At 35.7% G+C, this 22066-nt stretch carries 23 protein-coding genes and 1 tRNA gene; 10 read left to right on the forward strand and 14 right to left on the reverse strand.

Annotated features, from left to right (window positions below; all coding sequences use genetic code 11):
* Window positions 1-4 precede the first annotated feature (4 nt).
* The 6 genes from IQ05_RS05800 to IQ05_RS05825 all read left to right on the forward strand — a co-directional run bounded on the left by IQ05_RS05800 (window position 5) and on the right by IQ05_RS05825 (window position 4158).
* Window positions 5-1210 (forward strand): MFS transporter, encoded by a 1206-nt coding sequence (locus IQ05_RS05800; protein WP_244289529.1) that lies wholly within the window; start codon window positions 5-7, stop codon window positions 1208-1210.
* Window positions 1211-1216: 6 nt separating this feature from the next.
* A complete protein-coding gene (locus IQ05_RS05805; RefSeq protein ID WP_144890945.1) occupies window positions 1217-1585 on the forward strand; it encodes a cyclophilin-like fold protein in 369 nt (122 codons plus the stop codon).
* Between the two features lie 78 nt (window positions 1586-1663).
* Entirely contained in the window at window positions 1664-2077 is a 414-nt protein-coding gene (locus tag IQ05_RS05810; protein WP_144890947.1) for a (R)-mandelonitrile lyase, read from the forward strand.
* The gene (locus IQ05_RS05815) at window positions 2077-3264 is read left to right on the forward strand and encodes an NAD(P)-dependent alcohol dehydrogenase (protein WP_144890949.1); all 1188 of its coding nucleotides are present in this window, start codon (window positions 2077-2079) and stop codon (window positions 3262-3264) included. The genes IQ05_RS05810 and IQ05_RS05815 overlap by 1 nt, the downstream gene beginning before the upstream one ends.
* An 11-nt stretch (window positions 3265-3275) precedes the next feature.
* Window positions 3276-3749: a cyclophilin-like fold protein gene (locus IQ05_RS05820; RefSeq protein WP_144890951.1), complete on the forward strand. Its 474-nt coding sequence runs from the start codon at window positions 3276-3278 to the stop codon at window positions 3747-3749.
* A 67-nt stretch (window positions 3750-3816) separates the two neighbouring features.
* Window positions 3817-4158, forward strand: coding sequence for a winged helix-turn-helix transcriptional regulator (locus tag IQ05_RS05825; RefSeq protein WP_144890953.1), 342 nt, complete (start codon window positions 3817-3819; stop codon window positions 4156-4158).
* Between the two features lie 3 nt (window positions 4159-4161).
* Here IQ05_RS05825 and IQ05_RS05830 read toward each other — a convergent pair whose 3' ends face one another.
* A complete protein-coding gene (locus IQ05_RS05830) occupies window positions 4162-4884 on the reverse strand; it encodes an SDR family oxidoreductase (RefSeq protein ID WP_144890956.1) in 723 nt (240 codons plus the stop codon).
* 264 nt (window positions 4885-5148) lie between these two features.
* Between IQ05_RS05830 and IQ05_RS05835 the strand changes: the two genes are divergently transcribed.
* On the forward strand, window positions 5149-6291 hold the full coding sequence (locus IQ05_RS05835; protein WP_144890958.1) for a cysteine desulfurase family protein: 1143 nt from the start codon (window positions 5149-5151) through the stop codon (window positions 6289-6291).
* Here IQ05_RS05835 and moaCB read toward each other — a convergent pair.
* Genes moaCB through IQ05_RS05895 form a run of 12 tightly spaced genes read right to left on the reverse strand, consistent with a single transcriptional unit; the run spans window position 6288 to window position 17052 of the window.
* The gene (moaCB, locus tag IQ05_RS05840; RefSeq protein ID WP_144890960.1) at window positions 6288-7196 is read right to left on the reverse strand and encodes a bifunctional molybdenum cofactor biosynthesis protein MoaC/MoaB; all 909 of its coding nucleotides are present in this window, start codon (window positions 7194-7196) and stop codon (window positions 6288-6290) included. The genes IQ05_RS05835 and moaCB overlap by 4 nt on opposite strands.
* 1 nt (window position 7197) lies before the next feature.
* Window positions 7198-7638, reverse strand: coding sequence for a molybdenum cofactor biosynthesis protein MoaE (locus IQ05_RS05845; RefSeq protein ID WP_144890962.1), 441 nt, complete (start codon window positions 7636-7638; stop codon window positions 7198-7200).
* A complete protein-coding gene (locus IQ05_RS05850; protein ID WP_144890964.1) occupies window positions 7631-8743 on the reverse strand; it encodes a HesA/MoeB/ThiF family protein in 1113 nt (370 codons plus the stop codon). Before IQ05_RS05850 ends, IQ05_RS05845 begins: the two co-directional genes overlap by 8 nt.
* 1 nt (window position 8744) lies before the next feature.
* On the reverse strand, window positions 8745-8972 hold the full coding sequence (locus tag IQ05_RS05855; RefSeq protein ID WP_208653351.1) for a MoaD/ThiS family protein: 228 nt from the start codon (window positions 8970-8972) through the stop codon (window positions 8745-8747).
* A gap of 60 nt (window positions 8973-9032) precedes the next feature.
* A complete protein-coding gene (locus tag IQ05_RS05860) occupies window positions 9033-9767 on the reverse strand; it encodes a sulfite exporter TauE/SafE family protein (protein ID WP_144890966.1) in 735 nt (244 codons plus the stop codon).
* A 2-nt stretch (window positions 9768-9769) separates the two neighbouring features.
* On the reverse strand, window positions 9770-10948 hold the full coding sequence (locus tag IQ05_RS05865; RefSeq protein ID WP_144890968.1) for a molybdopterin molybdotransferase MoeA: 1179 nt from the start codon (window positions 10946-10948) through the stop codon (window positions 9770-9772).
* On the reverse strand, window positions 10945-11535 hold the full coding sequence (locus IQ05_RS05870) for a nucleotidyltransferase family protein (protein ID WP_144890970.1): 591 nt from the start codon (window positions 11533-11535) through the stop codon (window positions 10945-10947). The genes IQ05_RS05865 and IQ05_RS05870 overlap by 4 nt, the downstream gene beginning before the upstream one ends.
* 1 nt (window position 11536) lies before the next feature.
* Entirely contained in the window at window positions 11537-12517 is a 981-nt protein-coding gene (gene moaA, locus IQ05_RS05875; RefSeq protein WP_144890972.1) for a GTP 3',8-cyclase MoaA, read from the reverse strand.
* Between the two features lie 3 nt (window positions 12518-12520).
* Window positions 12521-13645: an XdhC family protein gene (locus IQ05_RS05880; RefSeq protein WP_144890974.1), complete on the reverse strand. Its 1125-nt coding sequence runs from the start codon at window positions 13643-13645 to the stop codon at window positions 12521-12523.
* A gap of 37 nt (window positions 13646-13682) precedes the next feature.
* Window positions 13683-15848 (reverse strand): xanthine dehydrogenase family protein molybdopterin-binding subunit, encoded by a 2166-nt coding sequence (locus IQ05_RS05885; protein WP_144890976.1) that lies wholly within the window; start codon window positions 15846-15848, stop codon window positions 13683-13685.
* Between the two features lie 28 nt (window positions 15849-15876).
* Entirely contained in the window at window positions 15877-16536 is a 660-nt protein-coding gene (locus tag IQ05_RS05890) for a cytochrome c family protein (RefSeq protein ID WP_144890978.1), read from the reverse strand.
* A gap of 42 nt (window positions 16537-16578) precedes the next feature.
* Complete coding sequence (locus IQ05_RS05895; RefSeq protein ID WP_144890980.1) at window positions 16579-17052, reverse strand: (2Fe-2S)-binding protein; 474 nt, start codon at window positions 17050-17052, stop codon at window positions 16579-16581.
* A gap of 740 nt (window positions 17053-17792) precedes the next feature.
* On the opposite strand from IQ05_RS05895, the gene IQ05_RS05900 reads away from it, so the two are divergent.
* From IQ05_RS05900 to IQ05_RS05910, 3 genes are all read left to right on the forward strand, one after another.
* Complete coding sequence (locus IQ05_RS05900) at window positions 17793-19175, forward strand: NAD-dependent succinate-semialdehyde dehydrogenase (protein WP_144890982.1); 1383 nt, start codon at window positions 17793-17795, stop codon at window positions 19173-19175.
* 770 nt (window positions 19176-19945) lie between these two features.
* Complete coding sequence (locus tag IQ05_RS15595) at window positions 19946-20263, forward strand: oxidoreductase (protein ID WP_158634576.1); 318 nt, start codon at window positions 19946-19948, stop codon at window positions 20261-20263.
* 530 nt (window positions 20264-20793) lie between these two features.
* Window positions 20794-20878, forward strand: a tRNA-Ser gene (locus IQ05_RS05910).
* A gap of 70 nt (window positions 20879-20948) precedes the next feature.
* Here IQ05_RS05910 and IQ05_RS05915 read toward each other — a convergent pair.
* Window positions 20949-21953, reverse strand: coding sequence for an LLM class flavin-dependent oxidoreductase (locus tag IQ05_RS05915; protein ID WP_144890984.1), 1005 nt, complete (start codon window positions 21951-21953; stop codon window positions 20949-20951).
* Window positions 21954-22066: the final 113 nt, after the last annotated feature.

Below are 22066 nucleotides of genomic sequence, written 5' to 3' on the forward strand. Positions count from 1 at the left end.
ATAAATGAAAATGATTGCCAACAATGACGAATTTGCAATTGCAGAAATAGTAAAAGAACCATTATGGAATGCAGTATTTTCACTTGCTTTAGCAGTAGCAGCATTGATTACTGCAGAATTCCTTCCAGTAAGTTTACTTACACCAATGGCAAGAGATTTAGGAATAACTGAAGGTGCTGCAGGTCAAACAATTTCTATAACGGCAGTAGCAGCTATGATTACCAGTTTATTAGTAACGGTACTTACGCAAGGTTTTGACAGACGATGGGTTTTGCTTTCCTTTTGCCTTCTTCAAATCAGTTCAAATGTATTGGTAGTCTTTGCTCCTAGTTTCACTATACTCCTTTTAGGCAGAGTTTTATTAGGAATCGGACTTGGAGGTTTCTGGGCAATGTCAGCAGCAACTGCCATGCGACTAGTGCCTCAAAGAATGGTTCCAAAAGCTTTATCCATCATTTTTGGAGCGCTGTCAATTGCTACAGTTATTGCTGCTCCAATGGGTAGTTTCCTCGGTGGACTTATTGGATGGCGTAATGTATTTTTAGTTGCCGCAGCCGTTGGTGTTATCGCACTTATTTGGCAAGCTGTTTCTTTACCTTCGATGCGTACTGAAAAACCTGTGAAATTAAATACACTATTTCATGTTCTCCAACGTTATAAAATTAAAGAAGGATTGTTGGCGACAATGCTAATTTTCATTGGATACGCGACATTCTTTACCTATTTACGTCCGTTTCTTGAACAAATAACTGGTGTTAATCAATCCAGCCTTACGGCAATCCTATTTGGTTTTGGCATTTCAAATTTCTTTGGGACCACTCTAGCTAGAATTGTACTAGAAAAAAGTTTAAAATGGTCTTTAATCATCGTTCCAATCATTATGAGTATGATAGTAGCGGCTTTAATACTCTTTGGGCAAGCAATGGCAGCAGCAGCAATACTTATAGCTCTTTGGGGACTTACTTTTGGAATAATACAAGTAGCCTGGCCAACTTGGCTTACCAGAACTATTCCAGATCAGGCAGAAAGTGCAGGTGGTATACAAGTGGCAGCCATACAACTTGCGATTACTTTGGGAGCCGCCATTGGAGGACTTATTTTCGATTATATAGGAATAATAGGGGTTTATATAGGCAGTAGCGTGATAACTTGTATGGCAGGAATTGCCTCCATTTTTGCATTAAAAATTGTAAAGGAAAATGAAATATAGTGAAGAATGAATCACTCAGTACAACATAAAGTTAAGATTACCATTCAAGGAAAAATAGTAACGGCAACTCTAGATAATAGTAAAACTTCTAAGGATTTTATTTCATTGTTGCCATTACAACTTATACTTGAAGATTATGCTAAAACTGAAAAAATAAGCAATCTTCCAAAAAAATTAACAACCGAAGATGCTCCTATTGGAAGCAAACCTTTAGTCGGTGACATTGCTTTATATGCTCCTTGGGGAAATTTGGCTATTTTCTACAAAGATTTTCATTATGCGAATGGTTTGATCGTTTTTGGGAAGATTGACACTGGAATTGAAATATTCAAAGTACCTGCATCAATGAAAGCAATATTTGAACTACTTGAATAAATAACAAATGAGAAAATAGGAGTATTAATTACAATTCCTTTCTTATTGAACAGTTGCGACAACAAAAACAAAGAAATTATGAAAAAAGAAGCGGAAAAAAGCATTTTTGAAATTGGTGAATCGGCACCAGCTGAATATTTCACAGGAAATGTAAAAGCAAAAGCATTACTTTCTGATGATGAGTATTTTCAATGTAACATTTATAATGTGATTTTTGAAAAAAATGCAAGAACAAATTGGCACACTCATCCTAGTGGACAAATTCTACTAGTTGTTGAAGGAGAAGGCTCTTATCAACGAAAAGGAGAAGCGGTTCAAACAATGAAAAAAGGCAATATTATAACTTTCAAACCTAACGTTGAGCATTGGCATGGTGCATCAATACATAGCGCTATGACTCACATTGCCATTAATCCAAATACAGAAAAGGGCTTAGTAAATTGGCTAGAAAAGGTAACTGACGATGAATTCAAAGATATAAATTTAGAGTAATGAAATCGGACAATAATAATTCTACAAAAGGAAGAAGAGAATTTATACAACAAGCAACACTGGCGGGTACAGGTTTGCTACTGGCCACTCCATTACAATTATTTTCAAACGAAAAAAACACAAAAACGATGAGCACAAATATCAAATCAAGAGGTTACGCAGGTAAAAATATAACTGATCCACTAGTTAAATGGGAATTTGAACGTCGTGCTGTTGGTGATGATGATATTTTAATTGAAATTAAATTTTCGGGGATTTGTCATTCCGATATTCATACTATCAAAGGACATTGGGGGCCACAAAAATACCCTCACGTTCCAGAACACGAAATTGCAGGTATAGTAACTGCCATTGGAAAAAACGTAACTACATTTAAACTTGGCGATCAAGCAGGAATTGGCTGTATGGTAGATAGTTGTATGAAATGTGAAAGCTGTAAAAATGGCGAAGAGCACCATTGTGAAACGGGTATGACAGGAACCTATGGTAGTCCAGAAAAGTCGTCACCAACGGGGATTACCCAAGGTGGTTACGCTAATAACATTGTTGTAAAAGCACATTTTGCTATCAAAATTCCAAATAATCTAGATTTAAAATATGTCGCACCCTTATTATGTGCGGGTATAACCACTTATTCTCCTTTAATGAGGCAAAACTTTAAAAAAGGAGACAAAGTTGGAATTATTGGAATTGGCGGTTTGGGACATATTGCGGTAAAATTAGCAGTCTCTAAAGGAGCCGAAGTCTATGCTTTTACCACCACTGCTAATAAAAAAGCAGATATTTTATCATTTGGTGCCAAAGAAGTAATTGTGGTTGATTCAATGGAAAAACTAAATCCCTATAGAGGAAAATTGGATTATATGCTTTCCACCGTTCCTTATGATTATGATTTGGCTTCGTATGCGAATTGCGTAAAACCGTACGGCAATTTCACTCAGGTTGGTATGCCCATTAACGGACATTTATCATTGAATAATTTTCAGATGATTTTCAATAGGGTGAATTTCAACGCATCGTTAATTGGAGGAATTCCAGAAACGCAAGAGGTAGTAGATTACTGTGCCAAAAACAATATTCACCCTCAAATAGAAATGATTAATGCTACAGAAATAAATGCAGCTTGGGATAAAGTGGTCAATAAAGAAGCACGATACCGATTCGTAATTGATGCCAGTACATTCTAAATCTAAGCACTATGAGATATTTAGTTTCGGTAGTTATGGTTCTCACTTGCTTTTTATTGAGTAGTGCCAGTTGCACTACCGATAAAAATATGGAGCCAACCACAACTCAAACAAATAACACGAGCAATCAAACAAATGGAACTATGAAAATAATAATTGGATCCTCTGTTTATTCGGCAACACTCTTTGACAATGCAACAACTAAAGCATTTAAAGCGATGTTGCCAATAACCCTTAATATGAGCGAATTAAACGGCAATGAAAAGTATTTTTATTTTTCAAATACCTTGCCCACACATTCTGCACCAGGAGGGAATATCCAAAATGGTGATTTGATGCTTTATGGAGATAACTGCTTGGTGTTGTTTTACGAAAGTTTAAATACAACATACAACTACACCAAACTTGGCAAAATCAGTAATCCCAATGGATTAGCCTCAGCATTAGGAACAGGAAGCGTAACTATTAAATTTGAGTTGGAATAAGACTCTTTTTAAGAATAAAATAATGTATTTAGAGGGCTTTTTGGTTTCCTAAAATAAATGGTTTTTTATGAAAAAAGAAAATTCAACAAATGCTATCAACGAAGCCTACCTAAAAGAGCTGTGTGCAGTGCAAGAATCATTAAACTTGATAAGCAGTAGGTGGACTCTTGCGGTATTATACGCCATTGATAAGGGAAATAACAGATTTAGTTCATTGCAAAAGGAATTAGAAAATATTTCAAAAAAGGTATTATCCGATAGAGTAAATCTTCTTTGTGAAAGCGGCATTATTCAAAAAGAAATTATTACTGAGAAACCCCTAAATATAGAATATCAAATAACAAAAAAAGGGCAAGAACTTATAGAAGTACTTGCCCCAATTAAACTTTGGGCTAAAAATAATAGATAACTATTAAAACAAAGTGGCTCCACCATCAACCCGAATGGCACTTCCGGTAATATGCAAACTGCTGAATAAAAATTCAACAGCCAAAGCTACATCTTCGGCAGTTGCTACTCTTTTTGTAAGCAATTTTTCTTCTACCGATTGGTAAATACTTACTCTAACTTCTTCCGAAAAACTGTTGCGCATCAACGGCGTATCCACTAAACCGGGGGAAACTGCATTAACTCTAGTTGGCGATAACTCAACTGCCAAAGCTCTTACCAATGATTCTATTGCACCATTTGCAGCCGACATTACTGAGGTACCCGCATCTGGACGAAGGCCATAAGCACCAGAGGTTAATACAATTGAGCTTCCTTTTTCAAGAAAAGGCACAGCACTTTTTACAACTTTGTATTGTCCCCAAAATTTTGAATTAAATTCATCTTGTGCTTTTGAAATATTTGCACTGCCAACAGGTACAAATGAAGGACTACTGCCTGTTACAAATAAATGTTTAAAAGTTCCAATAGATTCAAAACCTTTTTTCACAGCCTCTTCGTCATTAATATCAAATTGTAGCGTAGTCACCTCGCCTCCAATTTCGTTTTTAGCACTTATTAATTTATCAAGACTTCTACCAGCAATGACAACACTTGCGCCAGCATTTGATAAAATTTTGGCAGTAGCCAATCCCATACCCGAACTGCCACCAACAATAACTACTTTTTGACCTTTAAACTTTTCCATAAAAATATTTTTTATATTACAGGTGCAAAGCTAAAGCGAAAGAAAAGAGCAAGAAAGTAGTAACTAAATTGTAACTAACATAACAACATGAAAAAAGAAGCAATAAATCTTAATATTTAATGGTAAAGTATTCTAATATTTTTCTGCTAAAAGCCATATTACTATCTTTACAGCAACCGAATAAAATACAAAAATTGAATTGTATTATTTCGAATTATAATAAGATATAGTTCAAAATTACTTCCTAATTTCTTAACTCCTGCGATGCCAAAACAAGAACTTTACTTTGACAACAATGCCACTACACAAATGGACAAAAGCGTCCTGAATGCCATGTTGCCTTATTTTACCGAAAGCTACGCCAATGCAACTAGTAACCATCTTTTTGGTTTATCGGTTGGTGAAGCAGTGGATGAATCGAGAGAAAATATAGCTACATTCATTGGAGCACAACCGAAAGAAATCATATTTACTTCAGGTGCAACTGAATCCATTAACTTGGCCATTAAAGGACTACAACACTATTCTAAAAAACACATCATAACAGTCACAACCGAGCATAAAGCCGTTTTAGATACCTGTAGTTTTATGGAACATTGTGGTTTTGACGTAACCTATTTACCTCTTAATAAAGAAGGTTTATTGGATTTAAATTTACTAAAAGCTACCATTAGAAAGGATACTTTGCTCGTTTGCGTCATGTTGGCTAATAATGAAACAGGAGTTATAAATCCAATTCGAGAAATTAGCAAATTAGCTCGTAAAAACAACATTTTAGTAATGACAGACGCCACGCAAGCCATAGGCAAACTTGCTGTTGATGTATCCGATTTGGGAATTGATTTAATGCCGCTTTCTGCTCATAAATTTTACGGTCCAAAAGGAATTGGAGCATTATACGTTTCGGCTGCAGCCAAAATAAAATTGGATTCACAAATTCATGGTGGAGGTCAAGAACGAAAAATACGCAGCGGAACACTAAATGTTCCCGGAATAATTGGATTAGGAAAAGCTTGTGAAATAGTGTCGGCTGAAATGGATACCAACACCAAACAAATTACCATTTTAAGAAATCATCTGGAAAAAGAACTTTTAAAAATAGAGGGTACTTTTGTAAATGGAAGTATTAAAAATCGTTTGTGTAATACCACTAACATCTGTTTTCCGGGCGTTAACTCCGAAAAAATGAAACTGGCTTTACAAAATATTTCCGTTTCCAGTGGTTCAGCCTGTTCTGCGGTCACAACCGAACCATCACATGTTTTAAAAGCAATAGGACTTTCTGATGCTGAAGCTCTAAGCTCCATTCGATTTAGCTTAAGCAAATTTACAACAGCCGATGAAATAGAACTCGTAATTCAAAAAGTAACCCAAGTTGTTGCCGAGTTGAGGCAAAAAAACAATTAATGAGGTTGGTTTTCACGCACATCAAACACATGCAACAGTTGCGGAAAAAGGGCTTCCATCGTTTCTTCTACTCCTTTTTTAGAACCCGGTAAGGTCAAGACAAAAGTTTCTCCAGCAAAACCAGCAACTCCTCGTGATAACATAGCCGTTTTGATGCGTTGCTGTCCATAATTGCGTGCCGTTTCTACAATTCCTGGAACGTGTTTGTCTATCAAAGGTGCAATAGCGTCTGGAGTAACATCTCGAACCGAAACGCCTGTTCCGCCAGTAAATAGCACCAAATTTTTATTTTGAGTAATATAGTTTTTAAAGGTATTTTGTATCATCTCAAATTCATCTGGAATAATGGTATATTCAATGTCAACCATTCCATATTTTTTTAGAATAGCTACAATTGCTTTACCCGAGGTATCTTCTTTTTCGCCTTTATATGCTGTATCTGAACATACTACAACAGCACACATTAGCTTTTGGTTTTCTAGTTTTTTTAGATCCGATTTGCCACCATGCTTTTCTTGCAAACGAATGTTTTGAATTTCTACATTTTTGTCTATTGGCTTTAGCATATCATACATCACCAAGGCAGCAACTGAAGCACCATGCATGGCTTCAACTTCAACCCCAGTTTTATAAATCGTATGCACTTCTACAGAAATCATCACTTGCAAACCTTCTATTTTATAAGTAATTGCGGCATATTCTACTGGAAGCGGATGACAATCCGGAATTACATCGCTAGTTTTTTTAATTGCAAAAAGCGCAGCCGCACGACTAAACTCAAAAATATCGCCTTTAGGAACTTTTCGTTGTTCAATAGCATCAATTGTTTCCTGAGAGGAAGTTTTTACAATTGCCGTGGCAATGGCTTTACGCAACGTGAACGATTTGTGTGTAATATCTACCATATTATTTATTTTCTTTCCATTGATGGGTTTCGTCTTCAAAAATCTCTTTTCCCCAAATAGGTAATTCTAATTTAATTTGTTCTACAATTTCTTCGCAGGCAGCAATAGCCATTTTACGATGCTTAGAAGAGGTGAAAACAAACAGGCAAATTTCACCAGCTTTTACTAATCCTAAACTGTGATGCACGTGCATACAAGTGAGTTGGTATTTGCTAAAAATGGCTTCTCGAATTTCATGCATTTTTTGCGAAGCAAGTTCTTCATAAGCAGTATATTCGATTGCAGAAACCGTTTTTCCTTCCATAACATCTGCACGAACTTGTCCTAGAAAAATACTGTGTGCGCCAATATCTTTTTTAGTGGCATGTTTGGCAATACTATCGGCGATAAAGCTTGGCGGTATTGGTCCTTGTGAAAATATATTTTTAATTGGTTTACTCATTTTTAATTTCTTGTAAGGTGATGATGCCACTTTTGAGATGGCTTATTTTTTTGGAATGACCCCATTTTTCAAATAATATTTGCGCAGCTTTTAAGCTTCGTTTACCACTTTGACAAAACAAAATTATGGTGTCAGAATATATTTGAGGTAAGTTTTCAGCAAAGTTTGATAACGGAATTTGAATTGTTTCAAAATCAACTTTTGGCAATTCACCCACTTCACGAACATCAATAACTGCAGTGTTGGGAATTTTAATTTTCTCAAAAAAAACTGCTGCGTCTATTTCTTGAATTCCATAAGTTCCCATTCCGCAAAACCAATGGTAATCTGTCGCTTGAAAAGACATTTCATCTTTAGGAATTAAAGCAGTAACTGAATCGTTTATTAGAATTTCGACAATAAAACTTTGATAGTTTAAAATACTAAAAGTCATCAGTTTATTAACTATCACCTCTCCTATTCCGGTAAGTAATTTTATAACTTCGGTTGCTTGAAAAAGACCAATAATCCCAGGTAAAACACCCAAAACTCCAGCTTCATTGCAGTCAGAAACTTCTAAAGGATTTGGTGGTATTGGAAATAAATTCCGATAATTGGTGCTATTTCCATTCGCATCAGCGACATTAAAAACGGCAACTTGACCTTCATACTGATGAATTGCTCCAAAAATAAGCGGCTTTTTCAACAAAAAACAAGCGTCATTAATCAGGTATCTTGAAGCAAAATTATCAGTGCAATCTACAATAACATCATAATCTGAAAATAAAACCAATGCATTCGAAGTATCTATTCTTACTTTGAAACTATTAATTTTAATTTCTGGATTCAGCTGATGTAATTTATCTTTTGCAACAGTTACTTTGTCACGACCAATATCTTCTGTACTATATAAAACCTGACGTTGCAAGTTGCTTACCGATACGATATCATCATCAACAATTCCTATTTGCCCTATACCAGAAGCTACAAGGTACTGCAAAACAGGACAACCCAAACCTCCTGCTCCAACAACTAAAATTTTGGCTTGAGCGAGTTTTTGCTGACCTTCCATACCAAAATCCTTCAAGGAATAATGGCGTGCATATCTTGGATTGTACTGTTTCATGTTATCCTCCGGAATACGGCGGCATAAGTGCTACCGTATCATTTTCTGTAAAAATATAATTTTCGTTGACTAGTTTTTGGTTTACAGCTATAGCAAATTTTCGTTCTGCTAATATTGGAAACTGATCGATTAAATTTGACTTTAAAGTATCCAAGTCGCTAGCATTTGCAGAAAAATCCTTTCCTGTAATTTCAGCTATTGAACCAAAAGCAATTACTTTTATAACCATTTATTTGTATTTTGAATTTTGTATTTGTGTTGTTAATAGCAATAAAAAATCATTCCGAAATTAAGCAGTAGTTCCTATTAATTTGTAAGAAGCAACTAAAAGTACTAAGGCCAAAACGTATTTCAATACATTTTGATTGAATTTTTTGGCACCAAAATAAGCACCGAGTAATCCACCAGAAAATGCAATTACAATATACAATGCCATGTTTGCATTAAACGAAATTCCTTGCGTAAGCATACCGCTTAATCCAGCGATCGAATTTACGAAAATAAATGCAGCACTTATGGCAGCCGTTTGTTTTTGATTAGACCATTGTAAAAGCAACAATATTGGCGAAAGAATAATGCCTCCACCAATACCAATCATTCCTGAAAGTAATCCAATAATTCCGCCAATTACTATTGAAATCGTCAAATTAGAGGGCTTTAAATCTTTATCGGCAACATTTTTAAAAAAGAAAAAACGAAGGATTGGAAAAAGCAACAATACACCCAGAATCCGCTTGTAAATACTAGCTTCGACCGTAATCATGCCGCCAATAAAAGCCAAAGGAACAGAAGCCGCTGCAATAGGCAGAAATAATTTCTGAATAAAATAACCTCGACGGTAATATTGAAGGAAAGAAGTAAGTGAGACAAATAAATTAAGCATCAAAGCTGTAGGTTTCATTTCCTCTGGTGCCACGCCATATAGTGCCATCAAAGCAAGATAACCACTAGCACCACCATGACCAACAGCGGCATACAAAAAAGCAACACAAAAAAGAATGCTATAAAATAATTCTATAGTCATAATTAAATGGGTAATAAGTGAACTTCAACAGTAGAACCAACACTAAATCCAACTGATTCTTCTGAAACAACAATAAAACAATTGGCTTGTGCGAAAGAATGCAATCGAAAAGATTCTTGTGCATGCAAAGGCGTAACTTCTCCTTTATTGTAAAAAGCTTTTAGAAAATGAGTTAATCCAGCTGGCTTTTTATAGTCGTGGGTTGCAATTGCTGTTGTACTAATTACGCTTTGCTCTTTGTGCATTGCTTTTTCCAAAGCTGGCAAAACATATTCGTAAAAACAAGTTAATCCACTAGACGGATTTCCGGGAAGTCCAAAAATGAGCTTATTTTCTATAGTACCAAAAAACAATGGTTTTCCTGGCTTTTGTTTGATTTTATGGAATCTTTGTGTTACACCACAAGCTTTTGCAGCTCCAACCACATAATCGTAATCACCTACACTAACACCGCCATTTAAAAGCACCATATCATTACTTTCGATAGCGGATTGTAATACAGCCGCTAATTGCTCAGGATTATCCTCGCTATATAAAATTGTGATATCTGTAATTCCTGCTTTATGCAAAGCTGCGGTTAAAAGAACCGAATTCGCTTCGTAAACTTGTCCGAATGCTAATGGATTTCCAGGTTGTTGTAATTCATTACCTGTCAATATAATGGCCACTTTTGGTGGTAAAAAAATAGAAACATTTGTACAACCAATTCCGGCTAAAAAACCCAAAGCAGCAGCTGATAAATAAGTGCCTTTCTCCATAGCAAGTGCACATTTTTGTACTTCGGCACCTTTAGGACGAACGTTTAAACCTTGCGAAAGATTATCATCATGTATGGTTAGCATATTATTTTCGACGCTTACTTTTTCTTGCATGACAACGGTATCAGCACCATTTGGCAATGGCGCACCGGTAAAAATTCGGGTTGCTTGTCCGTTTTCAATTGTAATTTGATTGGCAATACCAGCAGCCATTTCGCCAATAATTTGTAAAGGTTTATTTTTATCTTCAAATTTAAAAGCATAACCGTCCATCGAAGATTGGTCAAAATTTGGGATAGCCACCGTTGCCGTAATAGATTCGGCTAACGTAAAACCAAAAGCGTCTCGTAACGGCACTTCTTTAATCGTGCTATCAGTCACTAAATTTTGAATAATTTGTTTGGCTTCTTGAACTGCAATCATAATTTGTTAATGAGTTTGTTGTAATCGTCAATGGTATCGATATCAATGGCTCCTTTTTCGAACGCAACAATAGCGATATCATGTTGATGTTGTTGTATCATTTTTTTGGCACCTTCATTTCCTTGTAGATTTTTAAGTGCTGCAAAATAGTCACTATCAAACAGTACTGGAACACCAACAATATTTAAATAATTTGAGGCTACAATGCCTTTTCTAGACACTTTATGTTTTTTGATCAAATCCTCAAATAGAATAGTTGAAATATAGGGTTGATCACAAACCGAAATAATACAAGTACGAATTGCTGGTTTTAGATCTTGTAATTGTTGTAAGCCTACCGCAATTGATGATGCCATACCGCTTTCCCAATATGGATTATGAATGCTTTGTGCTTCTGTTTTAGCAATTTCAATATCTATAGACTCTTTGTATGCGCCAGTTACCACTAAAACAAAACTATTAGGTACTTTTTTTGCCTGAACTATTGTATTTTGTAACAATGACGTATCATTAAATTGCAATAACTGCTTGGGTTGTCCCAATCTTGAAGAATTTCCAGCTGCCAAAAGTAAGATGCCTATTTCCATATTATCCTCCAATAGTAATCATGCTTCGGTTGTCAATGGTTGCAGTATCAATGGTTTCGAAAGCGCCACTAAATTGTCCTCCCAATTCTTTGGCTTTTGCCAAAATAGTTTCTTGAATGAGCGGTAAAATAGCTTCTCCATTTCGTAAAGGAGTTAACAAATCGGTTTCTGATTTACTAAAAAGACAGTTTTTTAATTTTCCATCTGCCGTAAGGCGCATTCTATTGCAGGTATCACAAAATGGTGCACTCATGGTACTAATCACCGCAAAAGATCCAACATGACTTGGAATCATAAACCGTTTTGAAGTATCATTTAGTTCAGCAACTACTGGAATCGCATCATATTTTGTTGCAATTTCAGATAAAATTTCATGCATCGTAAAAACTTGGTTGCTGCTCCATTTATTACCACTAAAAGGCATGAATTCGATAAATCGAATTTCTATATTATTGTGTTTGGTAAGTGCAATAAAATCCAGAATCTCATTGTCATTAAAGTCTTTCATGACCACCACATTAATCTTTACTCGAATGTTGTGGTGTAATAATAGCTCGATATTGCTACGAACACGATGGTACAAATCCCGACGTGTAATTTTTAGAAATTTATCTTGTTGTAAAGTGTCTAAACTGATGTTGATGGCTTTGATGTTTGCAGCCATTAGCTGAGGCAACATTTCATCTACACGAATTCCATTGGTGGTAATAGCTAATTCAACATCTAGTTTCCCCAATGCTTCAATAATTTTAGGCGCATCTTTTCGAACTAGTGGCTCTCCTCCAGTAAGACGGATTTTTTTTACTCCTTGTGCTACAAAAATCTTAGCAAGCTTTTCAATTTCATCTACCTGCATTAATTTGGATGCTGGTGCAAAAGCATATTCTTCCTCTGGCATGCAGTAAAAACAGCGTAAATTGCAATTATCAGTCAGCGATATTCGCAAATAATCGTGAACGCGACCATAGGTATCTTGAATCATATTTTAGTAAACAACTGCTGTAGTTGCATGTATTTTTTCTTGTTTGTATTTTAAAGAAGTACCTACATTTCGAGTCATTACTGCTTTAATTTCTGAAATTATAGACAAAGCAATTTCTTCTGATGTTTCGGCTCCAATATTTAATCCAACTGGTCCATAAAGGCGTGCCATTTGTTTATCTGATAAAACGATTCCTTCCTTTTCTAAATCGGATAGCATTCGATTAAGTTTTGTTTTTGGACCCAAAATTCCAATGTATTCACAATCAGTAGTTAATAAACATTTTAGCACAGCCAAGTCGTAGTTGTAATTATGAGTCATCAAGACAAAAAATGTACTGTTGTCCACTATTATTTGTTCAGAAATTTCCTCTGCTTTAGCAATGGTTACTCGTGTCGCTTTTGGAAATCTATTTGCTGTAGCATGAGTTGCTCGTCCATCAAAAACATTCGTTTCCCATCCTAAAACGGATGCTATTTCTACTACCGGTTTTACATCGTTTCCTGCACCACATAATACTAAAGCAACTGGCACAGGACAATATTCTATCAATGCTTCGTATGGTTCCGAATCAATAGCTATTTTTTTAATAATAGACCTTTTTTGCTCTAAAATAGTTGCACTCTCCTTTGCCAAAAAAGTATATTTTTCGTCGACTGCAGTTACCTTTTCTTTTCTGTAAAACAATACGGTTCCCAATTGAATACTTTGTCTTTTGAGCGAGAAAATCGTAACAATAACGGCATCTTTACGCTCTTTTTCTAGTTGTTGCAGCAGTTGTATTGGGTTATTCTCTTTAGTCGAATCAATATATTCAAAAAGAATATGAACAATACCGTTACAACCCAATTGTACACCAAAATCAGCGTCATCTTCGTTGCTGGTATCATAAGTAATTAACTTATTTTGCTGCTGATGGATCGCCAACAAAGCTTTACGCAACGCATCGCCTTCAAGGCAACCACCGCTTATGGCGCCAGTTAAGTCACCATCTTCAGTGACTAGCATTCGTGCTCCAGGTTGCCTATACGAAGAACCTTCGACTTTAACCACAGTTGCAAGAGCTGTTTTTTTTCCTAAGTTAGTAGCAACTTCATACGCCTTTAGAATATCTCTGATTTCTTTCATTCGTAAATAATTCTGAAAACTAATTTTATAATGATACTTACGACACCTCATCCATGTTGAAAGGCAACTTTCTGATTCTTGTTCCTGTTAAATCAAAAATAGCATTGGTTAATGCTGGTGCAAATGGCGGTAACGCTGGCTCACCAACTCCTCCTGCATCGGCATCATTATCAATAATGTGCACTTCCATTTCTGGCATATCATAAATACGTGGCATGTTGTATTCGTAGAAATTCTTTTTATCAGCCATACCATCGGTAAAAGTCATTTCGTGAAAAGCTGCAGCACCCAATCCCATGATGATAGAACCTTCAATTTGAGCCTCTATAATATCTGGATTTACATACCAACCGCAATCCATAACAGCCCACACTTTATCTATTTTGATACCGCCAGTTCGTTTTTTAGAAACTTTTACAATTTGCCCGACTGTACTGTCAAAACATTCTGTAATCGCAACGCCGTACCCTTCATTTTTCTTTCTTGATTTCCAACCCGAAACTTCTTCCATCTTATCGATCAAAATTTGAACGCGCGGTTCCTTTAAATATTTTCTTCTAAAATCAAGTGGATCAGCTTTGGCTTCATGTGCCATCTCGTCCATAAAGCTTTCATAAGCAAATCCATTAGTTGACGCATATACAGAACGCCACCAAAGTACAGGAATTGGTGTTTCAAAAGGAATATCTGAAAAACTTATGTTTTTAATCGACTCAAAATAAGGCGCTAAAAACCCTTCGGTAGTACTTCCATTTGGTTTTCCTCGTTTGTCTGACATCCAATGATCTATATTTTGACCTGCCATCCTGAATTTTAATGCAGCAATTTCTCCATTCTCAATAACACCTTCGCCTCTATAGGAAACTCCGGGACGGAATGGTCCTTGGGTTGCATCATCCTCGCGCGACCAAACAATTTGAACTGGTTTTTTAATCTCTTTTGAAATAACCACCGCTTCGTGACAATAATCAGTAAAAGCTTTTCTTCCGAAACCACCACCTAAAAAAGTCATGTTAACAATAACCGACTCTGCTGGCAGAGAAAACGTTTTACTGATATGTTGTTGCATCCAATCTGGCGCTTGTAATGGACCCCAAATTTCAATTTTAGTATCTTGATAATGCGCAATGCAATTAACAGGTTCCATGGCATAATGCGATTGGTACGGTGTTTCGTAAACTACATCCAATTTTTTTGTGGCTGCAGCAATAATTTTGCTTGGATCTCCTTCTTTTTTTACAATAAGTCCTTCCTCTTTTTGAAGTAAATCCAACTTTCGTTTTGCTATTTCAGGTGAACTTAAATGTTCAAAACCGCTATCATCCCAAACGACTTTTAACGCTTTTTTACCTTGTAAGGCTGCCCAACTATTGTCTGCAACTACTGCTACGCCATCGCGAAGCGTACTATGCACTTGCATTTGTATCTTGAATACTTTTTTTACACCAGGAATTTTTAAGGTTTCAGCAGCATCAAAACTTACTAATTTTCCTCTCAATCTTGGATTGCGTTCTACTGCTGCAAAAAGCATCCCATCAATTCTTTTATCGAGACCAAAGATGGCCTTTCCATTTGTTTTTAAAGGAGTATCAATACGACGAATGCCTTTGCCAATCAATTTATAATCGGCACGTTTTTTTAATTTTACATCAGTTGGAGTTGGCAATTTGGATGCCTTTTCAGCCAATTGTCCGTAATGCAAACTTTTGCCTGATGGTTTATGAATAATAGCACCTGATTGTGCAAAACATTCATTTGCAGGAACTGCCCAAATACCAGCTGCTGCAGTAATTAACATTTCTCTAGCTGTAGCGCTAAGCTTTAATAAATTCTTGTAAGAACCTCGTATAGTAGAACTTCCGCCTGTAATTTGACCTCCGTATTTTTTACTTCCTTGTGCAAAAATAACGTTGATGTCTTTCAAATCTACTTCAAGTTCTTCGGCGATAATTTGAGGTACAGAGTGAAAAGAACCTTGTCCCATTTCGGCACGGTGATCTACTAGTGTTACTTTTCCGCTTTCCTCAATAATAATCCAAGCATTCATTTCTATTTTACTGGCTGCTGGTAAATCGGGATTTATAACATTTGCGGAAGCATCATCACTGTAAAAAACACCCAGATAAAAAGCGGTTCCTCCTATTCCTGCTAGTTTAAGGAAACTTCTACGTGACGTGTTTGGAATTGTATTTGAATCTGACATCGTTTTTCTGTATTAGGTATAACTATCATTATTTTTTAGCTGGAGCATAAGCGCCATTTTCAAGCCAAGTGGTCCAAGCTTTCTTAAATTCGCTATGACTCATTGGTGGCAATGAATTTCCTTGGGCAGGTTTCCAACCCGATAAAACCAATCCGTCATCAGCATGTTCAAGCAGTTTTTTCATATCCTTATTTCCATTCTGCTTTGTATCGATCAGTTGTTTGGCCAAATCATGAGCTGATCTTCCTTCAAAAACCATTTTCATATTAGCAGGTGGTAAATGCCAGTTTTCAGCTCCAGGAGGTGCATGCTCACCTTTTGTGTTTTCTGATTGATGGCAATTAGCACATTTCATAGCGTATAACCCTTTGCCATCTTCACCACGTTTTGGAAACATTTTGTGCACGTGGCTGTCATCGCCTTGCAACGGAATATCGCCAATGGGATGGCAATTGACACATCTTGGACTCATTAAAACAGCATAAACTTTTTCGAATGCTTTGACCGATGCGATGCTGTCTTTCTTTACTGTTGATTTTGGAATTGCTGTATACGTGTTTTGTGCATTGTATCGGGAATTAATTCCGAATGCTGTTACTGAAATTATAACCGAAAGCACTAGTAATACTGCTATCTTCTTATTTTTTTTGCTGGGGCTGATATAATGGGATGGCCTATTGTTATTCATACGATATTATTGATAAGTTATCTCTATTTTACTCTAATAATGCTACGATTTATTTTCGGCTTTTCGTTGCATATCAGCGGCAATATGAATTGCTTTTCTAACTCTAGGATAGGTTCCACAACGGCAAATGTTTCCAGCCATGGCGTTGTCTATGTCTTCATCAGTAGGATTTTTGTTTTCTCGGAGCAGCACTGCAGCCGACATAATTTGTCCGGAATGACAATACCCACATTGCGGTACATCAATTTCCTGCCAAGCTTTTTGTAATGGATGATCGTTATTTAAGGAAAGTCCTTCGATGGTCGTGATTTTTTTACCTTCGGCACGACTCACTTTGGTTACGCAAGAACGCACAGCTTCGCCATCCAAATGGACAACGCATGCACCACATTGCGCTACACCACAACCGTACTTTGTACCAGTTAAATTAAGAATATCACGCAATGCCCAAAGTAGTGGCATGTCATTACTAATATCACAATCATGTGATTTACTATTTACATTTAATTTAACCATTTTTAAATTAATTTATTGATTACTCAAATTTAAGTATAATTACCATTCGATGTAATTAAGAAACCAAAATTAACAAAATCGAACAAACTTAAATTAAATATTTCAATCTAATAGTTAAGAATATCAAACCTAAATTCGAAAAATAGAAAATGAAATTTTGTCTATATTCTTAGAATAAACGAGTAATAAATTATAAAATCAGATAAATAAATAATTTGAAGCAAAGATGAAAGCATAATAAATCAAACTAATTATTCCCATCGCAGTACTTAAAAAAGATAATTCAACATTAGACTAAAAGATCATGTTTGAAAAAATAGTAACTATAAATCGTTAGCAAAAAACACCAGTCTGTCTTATCTATATTATTGTTTACTACATTTTACTGAGAATAATTATTAAACGATTGTACTTGCTACATTTTATAGTATTCAAAAACTAATTGTTTGAATCAAAATTAGTTTAATAAAACGTTGTCTATACTTCTTCGAGAAACTTCAAAAAATTATAAATTTTTTAAAACGTGCGAATCTTGCAAGTCATAGCGTTTATTGTGTAATACTTTAATCGCTAAAAGAGCGCAACTTTACAGTATTCTATTACAGCTTACAAATCTCTTTGACGCTGAATTGTAAAAACTTCCATAAGAGTTTATCTCTAGCAGAACATTAAGGCTACAAATCATACTCTTTTCAAAAAAAAAGGAAAACAAAATAAACAATTTTTAAATACATTATAAAATGGCAATTCAAACCGTGAACCCGTTCAACAATCAAGTAGTACGAACCTTTGATGAAATGACAGATACAACTGTAGACATGTTAATTGAACAAGCAACAAAAACATTCCACGATTGGAAAAAAACAAACTACGAACAACGCGCCGTGATATTGCGAAGAGTTGCTTCGTTGATGCGTGAAAAAAAAGACTATTTAGCCAAAATTATTACCTTAGAAATGGGTAAACTAATCGCTGAAGCCGAGGGAGAAATAGCATTGAGTGCTGATATATTTGATTATTATGCAACACATGCTGCTACATTTTTAGCTGACAAACCGTTACAACCTACTTTAGGATCAGCATACGTTCGCTCAAGTCCCATAGGAACAATTCTTGGAGTTGAACCATGGAACTTTCCGTTTTATCAAGTGGCAAGATTTGCTGCTCCTAATATTATGGTAGGCAATACAGTCCTTGTGAAGCATGCATCAATGGTTCCGCAATGTGCAGTAGCTATCGAAGATTTGTTTAATGAAGCTGGCGCTCCAGCGGGATTGTATACAACCTTATACATTTCTGGAGAACGTACCTCACTACTCGTAGCTGACACAAGAATTAAAGGTGTAGCATTGACGGGAAGTGAAGCTGCTGGCTCCCATATAGCAGCTCAAGCTGGAAAATATTTAAAAAAATCAGTATTAGAATTAGGGGGAAATGATGCCTTTATTATTCTTGAAGATGCTGATATTGATGAAACCGTAGCATGGGCAATGGTGGGTAGAATAAACAATAATGGTCAATGTTGTGTGGCTTCAAAACGTTTTATTGCAGTAGAAGAAATCGCTGATACATTTATTGAAAAGTTCAAAGAAAAACTTGAACAATTAATTATTGGAGATCCAATGGATCCAGCCACTCAACTAGGTCCTATGAGTAGCGAAGAAGCTGCTGTTCATATTATTGACCAAATTAGAAGATCAGTAGATGCTGGTGCCACAATCCTTTTAGGAGGAACACGAGCTGATAGACCAGGAGCTTTTGTAGCACCTACCATTTTAACGGATTTAACACCGGAAATACCAGCTTATTATGAGGAAATATTTGGCCCTGTTGCTTCCTTTTTTAGAGTAAAAAATGAAGACGAAGCAATTGCATTAGCAAATGACTCTCATTATGGTTTGGGTTGCTCCATTTTTACCAAAGATATAGTACGCGCCGAACATATTGCTGATCAAATTGATGCAGGAATGGTTTTTATCAATCACCCAACTTGGACTCAAGCTGATTTGCCATTTGGTGGTACCAAAAATTCCGGTTATGGAAGAGAATTATCAGAGTTTGGTATTCATGAATTTGTGAACAAAAAACTAATCCGAATCAGTTCAATTTCAGATCCTTTTTAGAGATTGTAAATATTAAATGTAGTTAGATAACTTCTTTTCTAGTTTGCCAGATTGGCGCAACGGCATCAAGAACATAGGGGTTTTCCAATCTTCCGCCTATGACCAACGAATAGGTACACGAGCTTGATACCCGTTAATTAGATTGCAACAAGACTGTTATCTAGCTTCATTTTTTTATAAATAAACTACAAGTCATTTAATACAATATTGATTTTTTAAGGTGCTATTTCTCTCGATATTCTTTTACTTAAAAACACAAAATGAAAACATATCAATTATTTTCTCCAAAAAAAATAGGCTTTATAGCTGTCAAAAAAGTATTATTATGGCAACAATGACGGGCTTTAGACCAAAAGGAAACATTCCGAATGAAACCATGGCTACTTATTATGACAGAGGATACGTCACCTTCTCCAAATGGATTGGGTTATTCTAGAATTCTTAGACTATTTAATACCCATCACGTAAAAGGATAAAAAAACAACCTACAAAATACATCAATATGATGGAAAAATACTCGTGTAGTTGATGCGTTCCGGGATAATTAGTCACCATTTGAATATGGATGCTAATGCTCAAATTCTAGCCCCATCGAAAGTGAAAATAGCTGAATAACTGTGTACATAATAACATAGTCTGAAAGACTACGTAGTTTAAAATAAAATGACCCTGCAAAATATCATTCATGCAAAAACAGAATTTGTAGCCGCAGTAGAAGATTCCGTATTACCTGTTTTAATGATGAAGAATTACATGCTGCCAACGGTAATTTGTTAGAAAAGTTTCTATCACCTATTTGTAATATACGCACAGACGAATTTGGAGGTAGCATAGAGAATCGGTGCAAATTTGTTCTGGAAACAGTAGCTGAGGTTGCAAAAGCAAGTGGTAAAGATAAAACCGGTTTTCGTTTGACGCCTTATGGGGTAGCTGGCGATACACCAAACTATCCTGAAATTGAGGCAACATACGATTACTTGTCTACCGAGATCAATAAGCTTGATATTGTTTACATTCACCTGTCTGATCACAGCGCAATTGGTGCTCCAACATATCTGATATCATTATTGATCAATTGGGTCCTATAGTAGTCCCGTTATATTGCTTCTACAAAGCAAGCGTAAAATCTTCGTCAAAGCTCGCTATTTTATATTTGGTTAAGAAATGAAAAATAAACAATTTAATTTTTTTAACTTTGGTGAACAAATAGTGAACAATAACTCAATAAACAAATTTTTAAAATGTTTGTAAGCTAATTAAAATCAATCGTTTACATTTTAAAAAAATAACAATAGAGAATCCCTCTTTCTCCGCAAGGAAAGCCCGAAACGCAAGTTTTAGGCTTTTTTTATTTCATAAAAGCCTTAAAAATTTTCTTTTATAAATGTTTTCGATTTCATTGCAGGACTCCCCTTCTAGGACCTCATTAGTAATCCAATTTTCTTAGCAAAAATATAAAGATGAAAAATTTGTGGTATTATTTTGTTTTAAAAAATTGATCCGTATACCATACTTATTTTTTAACATTCTTTTTTTAGTAAAATCATAATAGAATGTTGCAGATTCGAAAAAACTTATTATATTTGCACTCGCAATCAAAAAATGATAGCAACATACTGGAGAAATGGCAGAGCGGTCGAATGCGGCAGTCTTGAAAACTGTTGACTGTAACAGGTCCGGGGGTTCGAATCCCTCTTTCTCCGCGGAATTAAAAGCGAAACGCTGTAAAAGTAAAATTTTACAGCGTTTTTTTATTGCTAACGATCCTATCCATTATTCATTAATCGCATCCATGACCGCTTTAGAAATCTGTAAACTCTTTAATTTATCTTGATGGTCAAAAATGGGGCTGGTAATCATCAATTCATTTATGCGAGTATATTGAATAAATTCTTTTAAATCTTTAGTCAGTTTTTCTTTGCTTCCTGTAAAGGTAAGAGCAGTCATTTGATTCACATGAAAGCGTTCTTCCTCATTCATAATGCCATCAAGAGAGGCTACGGGAGGCTGCAAACCTTTTCTATCGTTGCGAATTAAATTCAAAAACATTTGATACAAACTAGTCGATAAAAACTGTGCTTCTTCATCAGAGTCGGCTGCTATGATATTCACGCAAGCCATTGTTTTGGGTTCGTTCAAAAAGGTTGAAGGTTGAAAATTTTCTCTGTAAAATTCAAATGCCTGTAGCATTTGTCTAGGTGCAAAATGTCCTGCAAAAGCATACGGCAAGCTATATTCAGCTGCCAATTTTGCACTATCCATACTCGAACCTAAAATCCAAATGGGCACATTCAACCCTTCGGCCGGAAAAGCCCTCACTTTTTCTGTAGCATTGGCTTCAGAGAAATATCTTTGCAATTTGGATACATTCTTGGGAAATTGTTGGGCTTCTTCAAAAAAATCTTTTCGAATAGCTTGTGCAGTTAACGCATCAGTTCCTGGAGCTCTTCCAAGACCTAAATCAATTCGGTTCGGATACAAAGTAGCCAAGGTGCCAAACTGTTCCGTAATGATTAATGGTGAATGATTGGGCAACATGATCCCACCTGATCCTACCCGAATATTTTGAGTTTGACTGGCAATATAACCAATCAAAACCACCGTTGCAGTACTGGCCACGTGAGCCATATTATGATGCTCTGCCAACCAAAACCGATTGTATCCCAAATGATCTGCCAGTTGCGCCAACTCTTTGGTTTTTTGCATGGTATCACTGGCATTGCTGTTTTCAGTAATTAAAGCCAATTCTAATAAAGATATAGCAATAGCGTTTTTCATAAAAATTTATTTGTAGTACAAAATTAGGCATTAAGATGATGAGGCTATATTTTGAGGTGTTAATTGAATTATAATGTTTGTATGGAATGTTAACCAAAACTAGTATGCTGAGT

Source organism: Flavobacterium tiangeerense (assembly GCF_007830355.1).
Lineage (GTDB): Bacteria > Bacteroidota > Bacteroidia > Flavobacteriales > Flavobacteriaceae > Flavobacterium > Flavobacterium tiangeerense.